The sequence below is a fragment of the Pseudaminobacter soli (ex Zhang et al. 2022) genome, from assembly GCF_014595955.1.
Classification (GTDB): domain Bacteria; phylum Pseudomonadota; class Alphaproteobacteria; order Rhizobiales; family Rhizobiaceae; genus Kumtagia; species Kumtagia pseudosoli.
This window is the reverse complement of the sequence record NZ_JABVCF010000009.1, coordinates 281,517-296,167: the sequence shown is the minus strand read 5'-3', so window position 1 is coordinate 296,167 and position 14,651 is coordinate 281,517. Positions and strand designations below refer to the sequence as shown.

Here is a 14,651-nt window from a genome sequence, read left to right as displayed (position 1 = left end):
GCTACCGCCCCATATACCGCAACCAAAAACCGCTGGAGCGAACTCAAAACTGGATAAAACTTGGGGGCAAGGTCAGGGATCATGATCTGCGCCGAATGCACTGCAAGATGATCTCTACGAACTTACTGCCGGCGACGGTGAACTCGCCGCTGTTGTCGATCTCGATCACATCGCCGGTGCAATCAGACGGCACACTAGCTGCGCGCGAAAGGCGCTGCTCGATCTCTGCCTGGCTTTCGCGCCCACGCGCGGCCAGGCGGCTCGCCAGGACCGCCGGATTGCAGGTGATTTGCACCGTGACCACGTGTTCGAAGGCCGAATGTATCTCGCGCAGCGCGGCGCGCGAGCCGTTGACCACGGCCACTCCTCCGGCCGCCAAGTGCTGGTGCACTTCGGCAGGGATCCCGTAGTGCAGGCCGTGCGCCTGCCACGTAACCGCGAACATCCCGGAAGACTGCGCCTCGGCAAACGCTTCTGCAGTCAGTGCATCGTGGTCTTCGGCCGAAGGCACGGCGCTCCGGGTTATCACGCGTCGGACGAAGAGCACCGACGGATCATCACCCAGTCGCTCGCGGGCGTGAGCCATCAGGCTGTCCTTGCCGGCGCCGCTCGGGCCCACCACCGCAAGCAGGACGCCCCGCTCCCCTTGGGCCGGCGCCTGAGCCGCGCTTGCCTCAGGCAACGCGACGGCCCTCGCGCCAGACCGAGCGCACCACCGGAACACCCGAACTGCGGCGCACGCGCACGAGGTCGGCGCGCAGGCCGATCCCTATCCGCCCGCGGTCTTCGAGACCGACCGCCCGGGCCGGCGTGGCCGTCACCAGCCGGATGCTCTCGGGCAGCGTCATGCCGGCAGCGTCGGCCAGCATGAACGGCGCATGGATGAGGCTGAACGGCACGTAGTCTGACGACAGGACGTCGAGCACGCGAGCGTCAGCCAATGCCTTGGCCGAAACGTTGCCGGAATGGGACTTGCCGCGCACCACATTGGGCGCGCCCATCAACACGGCCATTCCCGCTTCGTGAGAGGCTTTCGCAGCCTCCATGCTCGTCGGGAATTCTGCGAGCCGCACCCCAAAACCCTTCGATTCCTCGACATGGTCGAGAGTGGCGTCGTCATGGCTGGCGATCGCGATGCCGCGTTCGCTGCATGCTTCGGCGATCGCCTTGCGATGCGGCCCGGCGTAGCGCTCCGATTCCGCGATACGCCGCTCGACGAAGCGCTGGAACTCGGCGTCATTCAGACCGCGCTTCTTCTTGTAGTAGAGCGTGTAGGCCTCGAGCGTCTGGAACTGCCGCTGTCCGGGTGCATGATCCATGAGCGAGGCAAGCCTCACCTGCGGATCATCGCGAAAATCCTCGAAGTGGTCGAGGACGTCGGCGGCGGACACTTCGCAGCGGAGATGAATGAGGTGGCTGGCGCGCAGGCGATCCTCGGCATTGGCCGTCTCGATCGCATCGGCTATGGCGCGCATCTCGCCGCGCTTGTAGCCGCCGTCCTCGTCCGAACCCAGGCGCAGGCAGTCGAACACGGTGGTGATGCCCGAGCCGGCGACCTGGGCATCATGCGCCTGTAGGGCGGCGATGCTGTCCCAAACGACGCCGGGGCGCGGGCTGTAGTGGGACTCGAGATGGTCGGTATGGAGTTCCACCAGCCCGGGGATCAGGTGGTCGCCCTCCATATCCTCGCCGCGACGGGAGTGGCCGGTGTCGATCGCTGCGATCAGCCCGTCGCGAATGACGACAGAGCCGGCGATGACCTCGTCGTCGAGAACGATCCGTGCATTGGTGAGGGTAAGTTCTTGGGGCATGTCAGTCGGACCTTTTGGCGGGCGAAGCGCCGAACGGATGGATCGAGTGGACGGTGAAAGGGGCGCCGGGCTCCGGCTCCACAAAGAGCGCTATGGCATCGACAGCGACGGCCCGATCGAGCAGCGGAGCGAAATGGGCCTGCAGGGCCAACTCGACACGGGCTGCGGTGTCCCGGTCGAGCGAGCCGGTCAGAGTCATATGGAAGCGGAACTCGTCCTTCACATAGGGATAGCCGAAGCGGTCGAGGTAGTCGCGCTGCCGGGGCGTGAGCAGACCCGGGCGCCGACGCTCGATCTCGGCGGGGGTCAGCGGCGCGCGCAACGGGCCGAAATGGTCGACCGCTGCCGATGCGAGCGCGTCGACTTCCCGGCTTTCGACCGGCGTCAAGGCAAAGAAGTTGCCGATCAGCGAGAGCTTGAGCGCAGGTATCGAAAAGGGCCTGAAGCCTTCTGCGAAAGCATCCGCAGCGCGGGTAAGGTCGTCGTGCGTCGTCCCCTCGTTCAGCCCGAAAGGGGCGACCAGCGTGGCATGAAAACCGTAGCGGCGCGGATCTTCGGTTATCCGGCGGAACTCGGCATCGGTAAACCCGGCCGGCACCGGCGCTGCGACAGACTCGCCGGTGCCGGCGTTTCGGCCAAGCCAGGACTGTGCGGCGAGCGTCAGTGGATCGTCGGCCGCAGGCGTAAAATAGACGGCGTAGCGCATCAGAGGAACAGCTTCCGCAACTGTTGCGACAGGACGTCGATGAGCGACACGGTCACCAGCATGATGATGAGCATGGCCGAAGCCTGCGGGTAATAGAAACCGCGGATGGACTCGAACAGCACCTGGCCTATGCCGCCGGCGCCGATGACGCCGAGCACGGTTGCGGCGCGCACGTTGGACTCGAAGCGGTAGAGCGCATAGGAAATCCAGAGCGGCATCACCTGCGGCACGACACCGAACACGACCTCCTGGACCCGTGTCGCTCCGGTCGCGCGGATCGCCTCGACCGGACGGGGATCGATCGCCTCGACGGCTTCCGAGAAGAGTTTCGCCAGGATGCCCGTCGTGTGAACGAACAGCGCCATGATCCCCGCAAACGGGCCCAGGCCGACGGCGACCACGAAAAGCACGGCAAAGACCATTTCATGGATGGAGCGGCAGCCGTCCATCAGCCGGCGCACCGGCTGGACGATGTACCAGGGCGCAATGTTGCGGGCCGACAGGATCCCGAACGGCACCGCGAAGGCCGCGGCGAGGAACGTCCCCCAGACCGCGATCTGGACGGTGACGATCATCTCCTCGAGATAGTAGCGCCACTCGGAAAAATCCGGGCGGGTGAAGCCGCTGGCATATTCCGCCATGTTGCCGGCATCGGTGAACAGCAACGTCCAGCGCGACATCTCGGTCGGAGCCCAACTCCAGGCGAGGAGCACGGCGAGCACGGTCCAGGTCAGCGCCGTCCAGATCGTCCGGCTCCAGTCGCGCTCGACTTCGGGTCGGCTCTGCCCAGTGCGGGCGACGTTTGCGGTCTGGTTCATCTTACGGGTCTCGATAGGACGGCCGGCAGGGAAGGGCGCCGGATGTTCAAGCCCGACGCCCTCACGATGGTTGCTGATCAGCTCTGGTTGGCCTTCAGTTTCTCTTCGAACTCGGCCTTCTGCGCCTCGAGTTTCTCGACCTGGGCCTGCTTGTCAGCTTCCGAGAGCGAGGCGTCGCCCTTGATCTTGGCGATGCTCTTGCTGAGTTCCATCACGCGGATGGGCAGCAACTGGTCGTTGGTGGAGGGCTTGAAGGGGGCCCATTCGAGGCCGGCCAGCACTTCCTTCTCCTGCGCCACGTCGCCCCTCGACTGGTCGGTGCCGTAGGTCAGGAAGAAATCCTTGATCTTGGCCTTGGTCTCCTCCGGTAGGTCCTTGCGCCACACGATCGGGTCGGACGGGATCAGCGGCGACTTCCAGATCACCTTCACCTTGGCGAAGGCTGCCGGGTTGTTCTTCTCCAGCAGGGTGAGGTTCTCGGTGTTGTTGGCGGCCGCGTCGAGCTGACCGTTAGCCACCGCCATCGCATTCGTCTCGTGATTGGCGTTGGTGACGTTCTTGAAGCAGTCTTTCGGCTCGACATTGTTCGCGGCGAAGACGAAGGTCGTCGGAACGAGGAAACCGGAAGTGGAATTCGGGTCGCCGAGGCCGAAATTGACGGACTTGTCGCACTTCAGCAGATCTTCGACAGAGTTCAGCTTGCTGTCCTTCGGCGCCAGGATGACTGACCAGTAGCCGGGTTCGCCCTCGACGCTCACGGTCTGGGCGAAGACCTCGCCGTCGGCGCGGTCGACGGCTTCCATGGCGGACTTGTTGCCGTACCAGGCAAGCTGGACTTTGCCGAAGCGCATGCCTTCGATGACGCCGGCATAGTCAGAGGCGAAGAACGGCTTCACCTCGAGGCCGGTCTTCTCGCTGAGGTCGGCCAGCAGCGGCTCCCATTTGGACTTCAGGTTCTGCTGGGATTCGGTGGAGATAATGCCGAAGTTGATTTCTTCGGCGAGCGCGTTGGCCGTGAAAGTGACGGCGAGCGCGACGGCTGCCGCACCCCTCAGAACTGCGTTCATGACAAGCTTCCCTGTTTGGCTTGGATGAAAGTGTTGACCTGGTTTCAAGCAAAGGCCGGAACGTGTCGTGGCTCGACGACGCGTTTCGGTTTCACCGGCTGCACTGGCGCCTCCGGCAAAATCAGTTCCTCGGAGTTTGCTCCGTAGAGTTCGACCAGCATCTGGTTGGTCAGTTCGGACGAGGGGCCGTCGTAGACGATGCGGCCGTTGCGCAGCGCGACGGTGCGCGGGCAGTAGCGGCGCGCATACTCCACCTGGTGGAGCGACACGACGCAGGTGATCTGCTCGTCGCGGTTGACGGCTGCGAGGATCTCCATGACCCGGCGGGCCGAAGAAGGGTCGAGCGAAGCGATCGGTTCGTCGGCGAGCAGGATGTCGGAACGCTGGACGAGGGTCCGGGCGATCGCCGCGCGCTGCTGCTGGCCGCCGGAGAGGGTCGAGGCACGCTGCCAAGCCACCTCCGGAATGCCCACCCGCGCAAGCGCATCGCGCGCGGCGCGCTTCTCCTCGGCGGTGAACAGGCCGAGCGTACCCCGCCATGATGGGATGCGCCCGAGATTGCCGAGCAGGACGTTGGACAGCACGGAAAGGCGGCCGACCAGGTTGAACTGCTGGAACACGACACCGATGTTGCGGCGCATCTGACGTGCGCGGGCCGTCAGCCTGCCGCTGTCCTGAATGGCGCTGCCGAGGACGTCCACCTTCCCCTGTCCAGAGTGGCCGAGCTCAAGGCCGCAGATGTGCCGGATCAGCGTGCTCTTGCCGGAGCCCGACGCGCCGATCAGCGCGACCATCTCTCCACGCTCAATGTCGAGGCTGACATTGTCGAGCGCGCGCTTGTTGCCGAAGTTTTTGGAAAGGTTTCGGATCGAAATGGCGGTCATCTGATCGCTCCTTCCGTAGATTGCTGAAATAAGATCGGCTCTCGTCGGGCGAGCGTTGCTCGCACACGCCCAATCGAGCCTGCCCGTGACTTTCCGGAACTCGACAGTGGCGGTCACCTCCCTAGCGCCGCTGGATGAAGCTCCCTTGTCAGTGAGATGTCAGTTCCGTGACGATTCACAGCTGCGGCCGTCGGATGGCGCCCTCGTATCGCTCAAGGAAAGCCTCGGCGCTCAGATGGCGGAAGTCGTCGAGCGCGGCCCGCAGCCGCTCGTGAGGCCAGTCCCACCAGGCGAGCGCCTGCATTCGCTCGGCGATCTGATCGGGGAATCGCTTGCGGATGATCTTCGCCGGCACGCCGGCGACGATGGCGTAGGGCGGCACGTCCTTCGTGACCACCGACCCCGCGCCGACCACGGCACCGTCGCCAATCGTGACACCGGGCAGGATCGTCGCGCCATGCCCGATCCAGGTGTCATGTCCGATATGGACGCGCTTCGCCCGGCGCGCGGCAAAGAAATCGGCCTCGTGCTCGGCATCATCGAAATAGTCTGAGGCGCGATAGGTGAAGTGATGCAGGGTTGCGCGCGACATCGGATGATGCGTCGCATTGATGCGCACCGATGCCGCGATGTTGGAGAACTTGCCGATGGTGACGCACCAGCTCTGAAAATTCTCCATCACATAGGAGTAGTCGCCGAGTTCGGTCTCGACGAGGCGGCTGCCTTCGGCCACTTCGGTGTAGCGGCCGAGGCTGCAGTTCTCGAGACGGCCGGTCTCGTGCACGACAGGGGTTTCGGAGAGCCGCGCCATGGTCAGGCTGCCTTCTTGTCGGGCGCAAAGCTGGTCACGTCGATGACGATGTCGGCGACGGCATTGCGCACATCGGTGTCATGGAAGATGCCGAGCAGTGCTGCCCCGGCGCGCTTCTTCTCAGCGATCATCTCGACCACCACCGCGCGGTTCGCCGCATCAAGGGATGCCGTCGGCTCGTCCAGAAGCAGGATCGGGTGCTCGGTGATGAAGCCGCGTGCAATGTTGACGCGCTGCTGCTCGCCGCCGGAAAAGGTGGCGGGCGGCAGGCTCCAGAGACGTTCAGGCAGGTTCAGCCGCGCGAGCAGATCGGCCGCCCGGCGGGCCGCCTCATCGCGATCCATGCCGCGCTCGACGAGCGGCTCGGCGACGATATCAAGCGCGCCGACGCGCGGTACGACGCGCAGGAACTGGCTGACATAGCCGATCGTCTCGCGGCGTATGTCCAGCACGGTTCGCGGATCGGCCGAGGCGAGGTCGATCTCCGCGCCACGATGGCGAACAGGTATCGAACCGCCGCTCGCGGCGTAATTGCCGTAGAGCATCTTCAGGATCGAGCTCTTGCCGGCGCCGGACCGGCCGCCGAGGACGGCGCAAGTGCCCGCGTGCAGAGCGAAGCCCGCATTGGCGATGACCGGCAGCTCGATGCCGCCGCGCAGATGCATGGTGAAGGTCTTTGCCAGACCGGAGACGGTGAGGACGGGGGACATGGTGCGGCCTCAGACCTGAAGGATGGAAGAGACGAGAAGCTGCGTGTAGGGCGCCTGCGGATCGTCCAGCAGGCGGTCGGTCAGGCCGTGCTCGACGACGCGGCCGTCCTTCATCACGATCATGCGGTGCGACAGCAGCCGGGCGACCGCGAGGTCGTGGGTGACGATGATGACGGCGAGCCCGAGATCGTGGACAAGCCCGCGTAGGAGATCGAGCAGGCGCGCCTGCACCGAGACGTCGAGGCCGCCGGTCGGCTCGTCCATGAAGACGAGGCGCGGCGCGGTGACGAGATTGCGTGCGATCTGCAAGCGCTGGCGCATGCCGCCCGAGAAGGAGCGCGGCTGGTCATCGATGCGGTCGGCGCCGATCTCGACGCGGCCGAGCCAGTCGGTGGCCGTAGCGCGAATATTGCCGTAGTGGCGCTGGCCGACAGCCATCAGCCGTTCGCCGACATTGGCGCCGGCAGAGACCGTCATCCGCAGCCCGTCGGCCGGATTTTGGTGGACGAAACCCCAGTCGGTGCGCAGCAGGAAACGCCGCTCAGCTTCGCCGAGGCGGTAGAGGTCGCGCATCTCGCCGTCGCGCATTCGGTACGAAACCGTGCCGGCAGTCGGCTCGAGCCGCGTCGAGATGCAGTTGAGCAGCGTCGTCTTGCCTGAGCCGGACTCGCCGACGATGGCCACGACCTCGCCCGGCCAGACATCGAAGCTGACGTCGGCGCAGCCGATGCGCGCGCCGTAGGACTTTGTCACGGAGCGGACGGAGAGGAGGGGAAGATCTCTGTCCATCAGATAACTTCCTCTGTTCTGTCGGAGGTAGAGGCGTCGAGCTTCTCCCCCGCCAACTCGCCCCGGAACCCTTCCGCCTGTCGCGTCTCGCAATGATCGCTGTCGGAGCAGACGAACATCCGCCCGCCACGGTCATCGAGCACGACCTCGTCGAGATAGACCTGCTCGGCGCCGCAGAGCGCGCAGGGTCGGTCGAAGCGCTGCACCTCGAAGGGATGATCCTCGAAGTCGAGGCTTACGACGTCGGTGTGCGGCGGGAGCGCATAGATGCGCTTCTCGCGGCCCGCCCCGAAGAGCTGAAGCGCCTCCGACATATGCATCTTCGGATTGTCGAATTTCGGCGTCGGCGAGGGGTCCATCACGTAGCGGCCCTCGACCTTGACTGGATAGGCGTAGGTCGTCGCGATGTGGCCGTTGCGGGCGATATCCTCGTAGAGCTTGACGTGCATCAGTCCGTATTCTTCGAGCGCATGCATTTTTCGCGTTTCTGTCTCGCGCGGCTCGAGGAAGCGCAGCGGCTCGGGGATCGGCACCTGGTAGACGAGCACCTGGCCCTCCTGCAGCGGCGTCTCCGGGATGCGGTGGCGGGTCTGGATGATGGTCGCATCCGCCGTGTTGGTGGTCGTCTCGATACCCGCAACGCGCTGGAAGAATTTCCGGATCGACACGGCATTGGTGGTGTCGTCCGCGCCCTGGTCGATGACCTTGAGCACGTCGTCCGGCCCGAGGATCGCTGCCGTCACCTGCACGCCGCCGGTACCCCAGCCGTAGGGCATTGGCATTTCGCGGCTGGCGAAGGGCACCTGGTAGCCGGGGATGGCGATGCCCTTCAGTATCGCGCGCCGGATCATGCGCTTGGTCTGTTCGTCCAGATAGGCGAAGTTGTAGGTCGCTGCGGTCATTCCGCGGCCTCCCGGATTTCCACGTCCTCGTTCCGCGTGGCCTCGTATTCGGCGCGCATCGTGCGCACGAGACCGAGCTCGGCCTGGAAGTCGACGTAGTGGGGCAGTTTCAGGTGCTCGACGAAGCCGGTCGCCTGCACGTTGTCGCAGTGCGAGATCACAAATTCCTGGTCCTGCGGCGGAGCGACGATGTCCTCGCCCAGTTCCTCGGCGCGCAGCGCCCGGTCGCAGAGCGACATAGCCATCGCCTTGCGCTCTGACTGGCCGAAGACGAGGCCGTAGCCCCGCGTGAACTGCGGCGGGGTCTTGGCCGAACCCTTGAACTGGTTCACCATCTGGCATTCGGTCAACTGCACCCGGCCGACCGGCACAGCGAAGCCAAGCTCGGGAACGAACACCTCGACCTCGACCTCGCCGATCCGGATCTCGCCTACGAATGGATGCGAGCGGGCGTAGCCGCGCTGCGTCGAGTAGCCGAGCGCCAGCAAAAAACCTTCGTCGCCGCGGGACAGGCTCTGCAGCCGCATGGCGCGCGACAGCGGAAACTCCATCGGCGTCTGGTTGATGTCACCGGGCTCGCCCGGGGCGAGCGGATCTTCCTCGATCAACCCTTCGCCGCCGAGGATGTCGGCGATCTGGGTGGCCGGCTCGGCCGCACCGTCGCGCAGCGCACCGGGCTCCACCGCCGGATCGCCATCCAGTTCGTCATCGAGCAGACGATGCGTGTAATCGAAGGTGGGGCCGAGCAGTTGGCCGCCTGGCAGATCTTTGAAGCAGGCGGAGATGCGCCGCTCGACCTGCATTGCGCCGGTGTCCACTGGCTCGCTGTGGCCGAAACGCGGCAGCGTTGTGCGGTAGGCGCGCACCAGGAAGATCGCTTCGATGAGATCGCCGCGCGCCTGCTTGATGGCCAGCGCGGCAAGCCGGCGGTCGTAAAGCGAGCCTTCGCTCATGACCCGGTCGACGCTAAGCGCGAACTGCTCTGCGATCTGGTCGAGGCCGAGCGTCGGCACGGAGCGGTCGCCGCGGCGGCGGTCCGCCAGTAGCCGGTGCGCGTTGTCGATGGCGGCTTCGCCGCCCTTCACCGCAACATACATCGTTCAAACCTCCACTTCGATCAGGCGCGCCGAGCGCGGCAGGCAGGCGAGGGCTTCGCCGGCAGAGAGGATCAGATCGACGCCGCGCGGAAAACGCTTCGTGTTTTCGGTCCATTGGCGGACGAAATCGGCAGGCAGGCTGACGGGTGCGATGGTCGCTTCACCCTTGATGCCGGGGCCGTGGAAGGTGAGCGGCGCGCCGCCTTCGAGGCTGTCGAGTTGCAGGATGAGCGTGGCCGAGCGGTCCGGATATTCCTGGGTGCCCTGCGCGAAGCGGTCGAGCGGCGGCATCTCGCCGGGATCTGCGATCAACGCGAAGGCCGCTTCGGCCGGCGCTGCCGCCAGCCGCGCACCGGTATGGAAAGAGAGCCAGGCCCGAACAGCTTCACTCTCGCCGAGGCGTGGGTCGAGCCACATCGGCGTGTCGGCGTCGATCAGCGTGCAGGCGATCGCGCCGACCAGAGGCGAGAGCGATGCCGGAGGAGCCGCGCGCGGCGCGACTTCGATGATGCGGGCCGGGCGCGCCATCGCATCCATCACGGCGCGAAACGTCGCCTGCGCATCCAGAACCGGCTCGGCGAAGCCGCCCTCGAACGCGTGTGTCACAGCGGCGTCCATCAGTCTTCTCCGCGCACCATGGTGAAGAAGTCGACCCGCGTCGCGGCGGTCTGCTGCCTGCGCTTCTCGTCGTCGCAATCGAGTTCCTGGCTAATCGGCGCGATCAACTCGGCGTCGATAAGGACCGCAGCCTCCATCGTCTGGCAGAGCGCATCGATCAAGGCGGAGATGCGCGCCTTGGCACCATCGCGGCCGAGAGCGATGGCGTGGCCAACCGTTCCGTCCTCCAGCTTGACACTGGCGCGGGTGACGGTCGCTTCGCCGATATTGAAGGGCTCGCCCGTGCCGCCGATGCGTCCGCGCAGCATGATCAATCCCGATTCCGGTCCTCGCAGTGTCTTGTGCGCGGGCTCAAGCCTGAGCTTGTCCCAAAGCTCGTGGAGCCGATTGCTGTTGCAGCGCGCAAGGACGGACATGCGCCGCCTGCGTGCTTCGGTGTGGGTTTCACTGGTCATGCGCCTTCCAATTCGTCCATTGTTCTAGACAAGTGGACAAGTTATCTATGCCTAGCGGGTCTCGATGACGGGCAGATGACAGAACGGCCGGAGGCATCCATGGCGAAGCGGAGTGCACTGCAGAGGGGCGTCGGCGTCGCCCTGTGGCGGCAGATTGCCGACGGCATCAGGCAGGGGATCGCGACAGGGCTGGCCGACGAGACTGGCCGCCTGCCGCCCGAAGCGGAGCTTGCGCAACGCTTCGGCGTCAACCGCCACACCATCCGCGCTGCCATTTCCGCGCTGGCGCACGAAGGCGTGCTCCGGTCGCAGCAGGGCCGGGGCACTTTTGTCCGCCGCCAGAAGCGGCTCGTCTATCCGATCGGCGAACGCACGCGTTTTTCGGCCGGCTTGAGTGACCAGGCGCACGAGACGCGCAGCGAGATGCTCAGTTCGTCGATCGAAACGGCGGCTGATCCGATCGCCTTTGCCCTTGGGCTCGAGCCGGGAGATCGGACGATCCGTATCGAGACGCTCGGGAATGCCGATGGAGTTCCAGTGTCCCGCTCGACGTCATGGTTCAGCGAGGCACGGTTCCCGGGCATTGCCGATGTCTATTCCAGGGTCGGCTCCATGACCGAGGCCCTCGAGGCCTGTGGGGTGACGGATTATCGCCGCGCCTCGACCGGTGTGGAGGCACGGCATGCCGACGAGAGCGACACGCAGGAACTGCAACTCGCTCCCGGTGCCATCGTCATCGTTACCCGCGCGATGAACAGCGACCTCTCCGGTGTGCCGATTCAATATTCCGTAACCCGATTTCCCGCCGATCGCGTCGAACTCGTCATCCGAGGTGATGGAGCAACCTTCGAGGGGCCACAACTTGGTTCGTAACGGATCCAAACAGCATGCTGTTGACGGCGGCGGAGCGGTGCCCCGCCGCCATCATCTGATTTACGCAGCAATTGCCCGGGGTGCGGTCCGCGCGGCTTGTGCGAGTGCCTTGGTGGCCTCGACCGTCTCCTGCGCGGCGTACCAGTAGCGCTCCTTCAACTCGATATTGAACAGCACGCCTTCGGGGAATTCGCATTCTTCGACGATGCGGTCCCACGGAATGTCGCCCCAGCCGACCGGCAGGTGCAGGTCGCCGTGACCGTAGGCGACGCGCTCGCCATCGGTGAACATCCAGATGTCGTCCTGACGGCCGAAGCTGTCATGGATATGCAGGTGCTTGGACCACGGCGCGAGCGCCTTGATCTCGGAGAGGAAATCGTCGCGGCGGCCGTCATAGTCGAGCTTGAGCAAGGCGTGGCTGAAGTCGAGCGTGGCGAGCACGTTCGGATGTGCGATGGCCGCCAGTTCGCGCGCCAGACGCGAGGCGGACGTCGCCATCGCCTTGCCATCGTAGCCTGCAAACAGGGTCTCGACGCAAAGCAGCAGGCCATTTTCCCTTGCCACGTCACCGGCCTTCGACAGCCATTCGCGCTGACGCATATAGGCGGATTCGTGGCCTTCGCCCTGCTGCTGCCGCAGCAGGCCGGAGTGGATGACGTAGTGCTCGGCGCCGACCTCGGCCGCCACTTCGAGTGACGCCTTCAGCGCTTCCATGTGCCGAGGCAGACGCCAAGCCTCGTCCATGAAGTTGATGGAAAGAGGTCCATGGACGGAATAGATCACGTCGCGGCCGGCGCAGGCGCGGCGTAGCGCTTCCATCTGCGGCCGGCGGATCCTGCCGCCCACCACGATATCCATGTCGTAGGTCGGCAGTTCGATTGCCTCGACGCCCAGTTCCTCGATCATATCGAGTTCGTCGCCGAAATCGGAAAGATCGTTCGCCCGCTTGTGGGCTGAAATGCCCGTGCCCAAAGCACCATTGGCCAGCATAGTTCCATTCCTCAGTGTGATTGTTGCGGCGGCGGGCACCTCGCCCGGTCCGTCCGGCGAGAGCATCACCACATTCCATGACGGGCATCTGACATCGCCGGTGGAAAGCGCCCGCACCATTCGATGCGGCGAAGGCTCGACAGCAGCCGGCAAATGTCATCTGATCGTCATCAAACCGTCATCTGCAATTCTGGTTTCTGGAGAATGCGGGATGTTCTTCCGCTCGCTGCTTTCCGGTGCCGCGTTTCTGGTATCCCTTGTTTCGGCCGCTTCTGCCGCCGATCTCAAGAATCTCGACAACAGGGAGATCGCCGACGAACTGGTCGGCAAGCAGATCGCCTGGTGGGAAGAGGCCGGCTGGAGGCATGGTTATCTGGTGCAGTTGCCCAATGGTGTCGCCGAGATGACGGTCGACAGGCCGCAGCGGCAGCGTGATTTCGGGCGCTGGTCGTTGCGCGGCAACGAGATTTGCACGCGCTGGGGCGAGGTTCGGGGCGAGGTGGTGGTCGCCGCACAGGAGCCGTCGGCGAACGCCTGGATCAGGTTCTTGCCGACCTGGTTGGTCTGGATGCGCGCGTAGCCGGTGTCCATCCAATCCTTGAAGCTCTGCATATGGTCGACGAAAGCGGTCTTGTGATCGCAAACCACGGCGTGATCAAGCAGACCCAGGCCGAAGGCCTCAGCTGGGATGTGGCGATGCCGGTTATCGAGGAAGGCAAGCGCACCAATTCCATCGTCGGCGGCGCTTCGCTGTGGACCATGGAAGGCAAGTCGAAGGAGGAATACGAAGCGGCTGCCGCGTTCATGGCCTACGTCACCGCTCCGGACACGGGCGAGAAGTTCATCGTCGAAAACACCGGTTACATCCCGGCGACCAAGGCCGGCTTCGAACTGCTCAAGGCTGAAGGCTTCTACGAGCAGGACAAGTACGAGGGTCGTGAGGTTGCGATCGAGTCGCTGACGGCTTCGGACGTGACCCCGCTGTCGCGCGGCATCCGTCTTGGCAACTTCACCACCATCCGCGCCGAACTCCGCGCCGAGATGGAAGCTGCCTTCACCGGCCAGAAGGACCTGCAGACCGCGCTCAACGATGCCGCTGACCGCTCCAATCAGGTTCTGCGCCGGTACGAGCAGACCTATCGCGGCGCCGACCTGCCGTGATCGCGTCCTGAACTGAAACGGGGAGACGCCGTTCGCGGCGTCTCTCTCGCTATCGTGGACAGGAGCGAGGGTCTTGGAAAAGCGCGTCACCTTCTCGAACACATGGCTGGCGGCTGCGCTGATCCTGCCGCAGATACTGCTAGTGTTCGTCTTCTTCTACTGGCCGACCGGCGAAGCCCTCTACTGGGCCTTCACGCTGGAACGCCCCTTCGGCGGCGGCAATGACTGGGTCGGCCTCTACAATTTCGAAAACGTCTTCAACGATCCGAAATACTGGAACTCGGTGCGCGTCTCGCTGCTTTTCGCCGTCGCGTCGACCGTGCTGTCGCTGGCGATCGCTATGCTGCTGGCGCTGTTCGTCGACCGGCAGCTTCCCGGCTACCAGGCCTACAAGTTCACCTTCTTCTTGCCCTATGCGCTGGCCGCACCCGCGGTCGGACTTGCCTTCCGCTTCATCTTCTCGCCGGATGCGGGCTTCGTCTCCGCGATCAACAAGCTTTATCCCGGCTTGTGGAATCCGGCTCTCGACGGCTTCGACGCGCTGCTGCTGATCATTTTCGCGCAGGCGTGGAGCCTCGTCGGCTACAACTTCATCTTCTTCCTTGCCGCCCTTCAGTCGATCCCGCGCACAATGAGCGAGGCGGGCGCGATGGACGGGGCCGGCGTTTTGCGCCGCATGTGGGATCTGCAACTGCCGCTGATCACGCCGACGCTGTTCTTCCTATCGTGATCAACATCACCGACAGTTTCGTCAACTCGTTCGGCATCGTCGACATCACCACCGGCGGCGGGCCAGCCCGTGCGACCGACCTGATGGTCTACAAGATCTACACCGACGGCTTCATGGGCAAGGACTACTCGCTCGCCGCCGCCCAGTCGATCGTGCTGATGGTGCTGATCGTAGCGCTCACCTTCGTGCAGTTCCGCTACATCGAGCGGCGCGTTCATTACAGCTGACG

General features: G+C 64.6%; 17 protein-coding genes and 1 pseudogene. 4 read left to right on the top strand and 14 right to left on the bottom strand.

All coding sequences use genetic code 11. The features are described 5' to 3' along the window. Positions 1 to 79: 79 nt before the first annotated feature. The 13 genes from phnN to phnG form a co-directional block, all read right to left on the bottom strand. Positions 80 to 724 carry a phosphonate metabolism protein/1,5-bisphosphokinase (PRPP-forming) PhnN gene (gene phnN / locus HUI96_RS18265; RefSeq protein WP_425299231.1) on the bottom strand — a complete coding sequence of 215 codons (645 nt, stop codon included), beginning with the start codon at positions 722 to 724 and terminating at the stop codon, positions 80 to 82. Continuing rightward, complete coding sequence (locus tag HUI96_RS18260; protein ID WP_188256103.1) at positions 675 to 1,811, bottom strand: alpha-D-ribose 1-methylphosphonate 5-triphosphate diphosphatase; 1,137 nt, start codon at positions 1,809 to 1,811, stop codon at positions 675 to 677. The genes phnN and HUI96_RS18260 overlap by 50 nt, the downstream gene beginning before the upstream one ends. 1 nt (position 1,812) lies before the next feature. Further along, complete coding sequence (locus tag HUI96_RS18255; RefSeq protein ID WP_188256102.1) at positions 1,813 to 2,517, bottom strand: DUF1045 domain-containing protein; 705 nt, start codon at positions 2,515 to 2,517, stop codon at positions 1,813 to 1,815. After that, a complete protein-coding gene (phnE, locus tag HUI96_RS18250) occupies positions 2,517 to 3,335 on the bottom strand; it encodes a phosphonate ABC transporter, permease protein PhnE (RefSeq protein WP_188256101.1) in 819 nt (272 codons plus the stop codon). The genes HUI96_RS18255 and phnE overlap by 1 nt, the downstream gene beginning before the upstream one ends. A gap of 77 nt (positions 3,336 to 3,412) precedes the next feature. Next, positions 3,413 to 4,402 (bottom strand): phosphonate ABC transporter substrate-binding protein, encoded by a 990-nt coding sequence (gene phnD / locus HUI96_RS18245; protein ID WP_188256100.1) that lies wholly within the window; start codon positions 4,400 to 4,402, stop codon positions 3,413 to 3,415. 44 nt (positions 4,403 to 4,446) lie between these two features. Continuing rightward, positions 4,447 to 5,286, bottom strand: coding sequence for a phosphonate ABC transporter ATP-binding protein (gene phnC / locus HUI96_RS18240; RefSeq protein ID WP_188256099.1), 840 nt, complete (start codon positions 5,284 to 5,286; stop codon positions 4,447 to 4,449). A gap of 175 nt (positions 5,287 to 5,461) precedes the next feature. Then, positions 5,462 to 6,097 carry a DapH/DapD/GlmU-related protein gene (locus tag HUI96_RS18235; RefSeq protein ID WP_188256098.1) on the bottom strand — a complete coding sequence of 212 codons (636 nt, stop codon included), beginning with the start codon at positions 6,095 to 6,097 and terminating at the stop codon, positions 5,462 to 5,464. 2 nt (positions 6,098 to 6,099) lie between these two features. Continuing rightward, on the bottom strand, positions 6,100 to 6,807 hold the full coding sequence (gene phnL / locus HUI96_RS18230) for a phosphonate C-P lyase system protein PhnL (protein WP_188256097.1): 708 nt from the start codon (positions 6,805 to 6,807) through the stop codon (positions 6,100 to 6,102). Between the two features lie 9 nt (positions 6,808 to 6,816). Further along, positions 6,817 to 7,596 carry a phosphonate C-P lyase system protein PhnK gene (phnK, locus tag HUI96_RS18225; RefSeq protein WP_188256096.1) on the bottom strand — a complete coding sequence of 260 codons (780 nt, stop codon included), beginning with the start codon at positions 7,594 to 7,596 and terminating at the stop codon, positions 6,817 to 6,819. Beyond that, complete coding sequence (locus tag HUI96_RS18220; RefSeq protein WP_188256095.1) at positions 7,596 to 8,498, bottom strand: alpha-D-ribose 1-methylphosphonate 5-phosphate C-P-lyase PhnJ; 903 nt, start codon at positions 8,496 to 8,498, stop codon at positions 7,596 to 7,598. Before HUI96_RS18220 ends, phnK begins: the two co-directional genes overlap by 1 nt. Next, the gene (locus tag HUI96_RS18215) at positions 8,495 to 9,595 is read right to left on the bottom strand and encodes a carbon-phosphorus lyase complex subunit PhnI (protein ID WP_188256094.1); all 1,101 of its coding nucleotides are present in this window, start codon (positions 9,593 to 9,595) and stop codon (positions 8,495 to 8,497) included. The genes HUI96_RS18220 and HUI96_RS18215 overlap by 4 nt, the downstream gene beginning before the upstream one ends. A 3-nt stretch (positions 9,596 to 9,598) precedes the next feature. Continuing rightward, a complete protein-coding gene (phnH, locus tag HUI96_RS18210; protein WP_188256093.1) occupies positions 9,599 to 10,213 on the bottom strand; it encodes a phosphonate C-P lyase system protein PhnH in 615 nt (204 codons plus the stop codon). After that, positions 10,213 to 10,668, bottom strand: coding sequence for a phosphonate C-P lyase system protein PhnG (phnG, locus tag HUI96_RS18205; protein ID WP_188256092.1), 456 nt, complete (start codon positions 10,666 to 10,668; stop codon positions 10,213 to 10,215). Before phnG ends, phnH begins: the two co-directional genes overlap by 1 nt. A 99-nt stretch (positions 10,669 to 10,767) precedes the next feature. On the opposite strand from phnG, the gene phnF reads away from it, so the two are divergent. Beyond that, a complete protein-coding gene (phnF, locus tag HUI96_RS18200; protein ID WP_188256091.1) occupies positions 10,768 to 11,541 on the top strand; it encodes a phosphonate metabolism transcriptional regulator PhnF in 774 nt (257 codons plus the stop codon). A gap of 60 nt (positions 11,542 to 11,601) precedes the next feature. Here the strand turns inward: phnF and HUI96_RS18195 are convergent, their stop codons facing one another. Further along, positions 11,602 to 12,531, bottom strand: a complete 930-nt coding sequence (locus HUI96_RS18195; protein ID WP_188256090.1) for a sugar phosphate isomerase/epimerase family protein — start codon at positions 12,529 to 12,531, stop codon at positions 11,602 to 11,604. Here HUI96_RS18195 and HUI96_RS29105 point away from each other — a divergent pair. From HUI96_RS29105 to HUI96_RS18180, 3 genes and pseudogenes are all read left to right on the top strand, one after another. Continuing rightward, entirely contained in the window at positions 12,521 to 13,111 is a 591-nt protein-coding gene (locus HUI96_RS29105) for a hypothetical protein (protein ID WP_210320218.1), read from the top strand. The genes HUI96_RS18195 and HUI96_RS29105 overlap by 11 nt on opposite strands. Positions 13,112 to 13,143: 32 nt before the next feature. Continuing rightward, positions 13,144 to 13,692, top strand: a complete 549-nt coding sequence (locus HUI96_RS18185; RefSeq protein ID WP_188256088.1) for an extracellular solute-binding protein — start codon at positions 13,144 to 13,146, stop codon at positions 13,690 to 13,692. Between the two features lie 73 nt (positions 13,693 to 13,765). Then, positions 13,766 to 14,649: pseudogene (locus HUI96_RS18180) on the top strand (carbohydrate ABC transporter permease). Positions 14,650 to 14,651: the final 2 nt, after the last annotated feature.

What these genes read in the sequence shown, in the direction of transcription:
- HUI96_RS18260 (WP_188256103.1), bottom strand. Translation starts at nt 1,811, where the DNA reads ATGCCCCAAGAACTTACCCTCACCAATGCACGGATCGTTCTCGACGAC.
- HUI96_RS18255 (WP_188256102.1), bottom strand. Translation starts at nt 2,517, where the DNA reads ATGCGCTACGCCGTCTATTTTACGCCTGCGGCCGACGATCCACTGACG.
- phnE (WP_188256101.1), bottom strand. Translation starts at nt 3,335, where the DNA reads ATGAACCAGACCGCAAACGTCGCCCGCACTGGGCAGAGCCGACCCGAA.
- phnD (WP_188256100.1), bottom strand. Translation starts at nt 4,402, where the DNA reads ATGAACGCAGTTCTGAGGGGTGCGGCAGCCGTCGCGCTCGCCGTCACT.
- phnC (WP_188256099.1), bottom strand. Translation starts at nt 5,286, where the DNA reads ATGACCGCCATTTCGATCCGAAACCTTTCCAAAAACTTCGGCAACAAG.
- HUI96_RS18235 (WP_188256098.1), bottom strand. Translation starts at nt 6,097, where the DNA reads ATGGCGCGGCTCTCCGAAACCCCTGTCGTGCACGAGACCGGCCGTCTC.
- phnL (WP_188256097.1), bottom strand. Translation starts at nt 6,807, where the DNA reads ATGTCCCCCGTCCTCACCGTCTCCGGTCTGGCAAAGACCTTCACCATG.
- phnK (WP_188256096.1), bottom strand. Translation starts at nt 7,596, where the DNA reads ATGGACAGAGATCTTCCCCTCCTCTCCGTCCGCTCCGTGACAAAGTCC.
- HUI96_RS18220 (WP_188256095.1), bottom strand. Translation starts at nt 8,498, where the DNA reads ATGACCGCAGCGACCTACAACTTCGCCTATCTGGACGAACAGACCAAG.
- HUI96_RS18215 (WP_188256094.1), bottom strand. Translation starts at nt 9,595, where the DNA reads ATGTATGTTGCGGTGAAGGGCGGCGAAGCCGCCATCGACAACGCGCAC.
- phnH (WP_188256093.1), bottom strand. Translation starts at nt 10,213, where the DNA reads ATGGACGCCGCTGTGACACACGCGTTCGAGGGCGGCTTCGCCGAGCCG.
- phnG (WP_188256092.1), bottom strand. Translation starts at nt 10,668, where the DNA reads ATGACCAGTGAAACCCACACCGAAGCACGCAGGCGGCGCATGTCCGTC.
- phnF (WP_188256091.1), top strand. Translation starts at nt 10,768, where the DNA reads ATGGCGAAGCGGAGTGCACTGCAGAGGGGCGTCGGCGTCGCCCTGTGG.
- HUI96_RS18195 (WP_188256090.1), bottom strand. Translation starts at nt 12,531, where the DNA reads ATGCTGGCCAATGGTGCTTTGGGCACGGGCATTTCAGCCCACAAGCGG.
- HUI96_RS18185 (WP_188256088.1), top strand. Translation starts at nt 13,144, where the DNA reads ATGGTCGACGAAAGCGGTCTTGTGATCGCAAACCACGGCGTGATCAAG.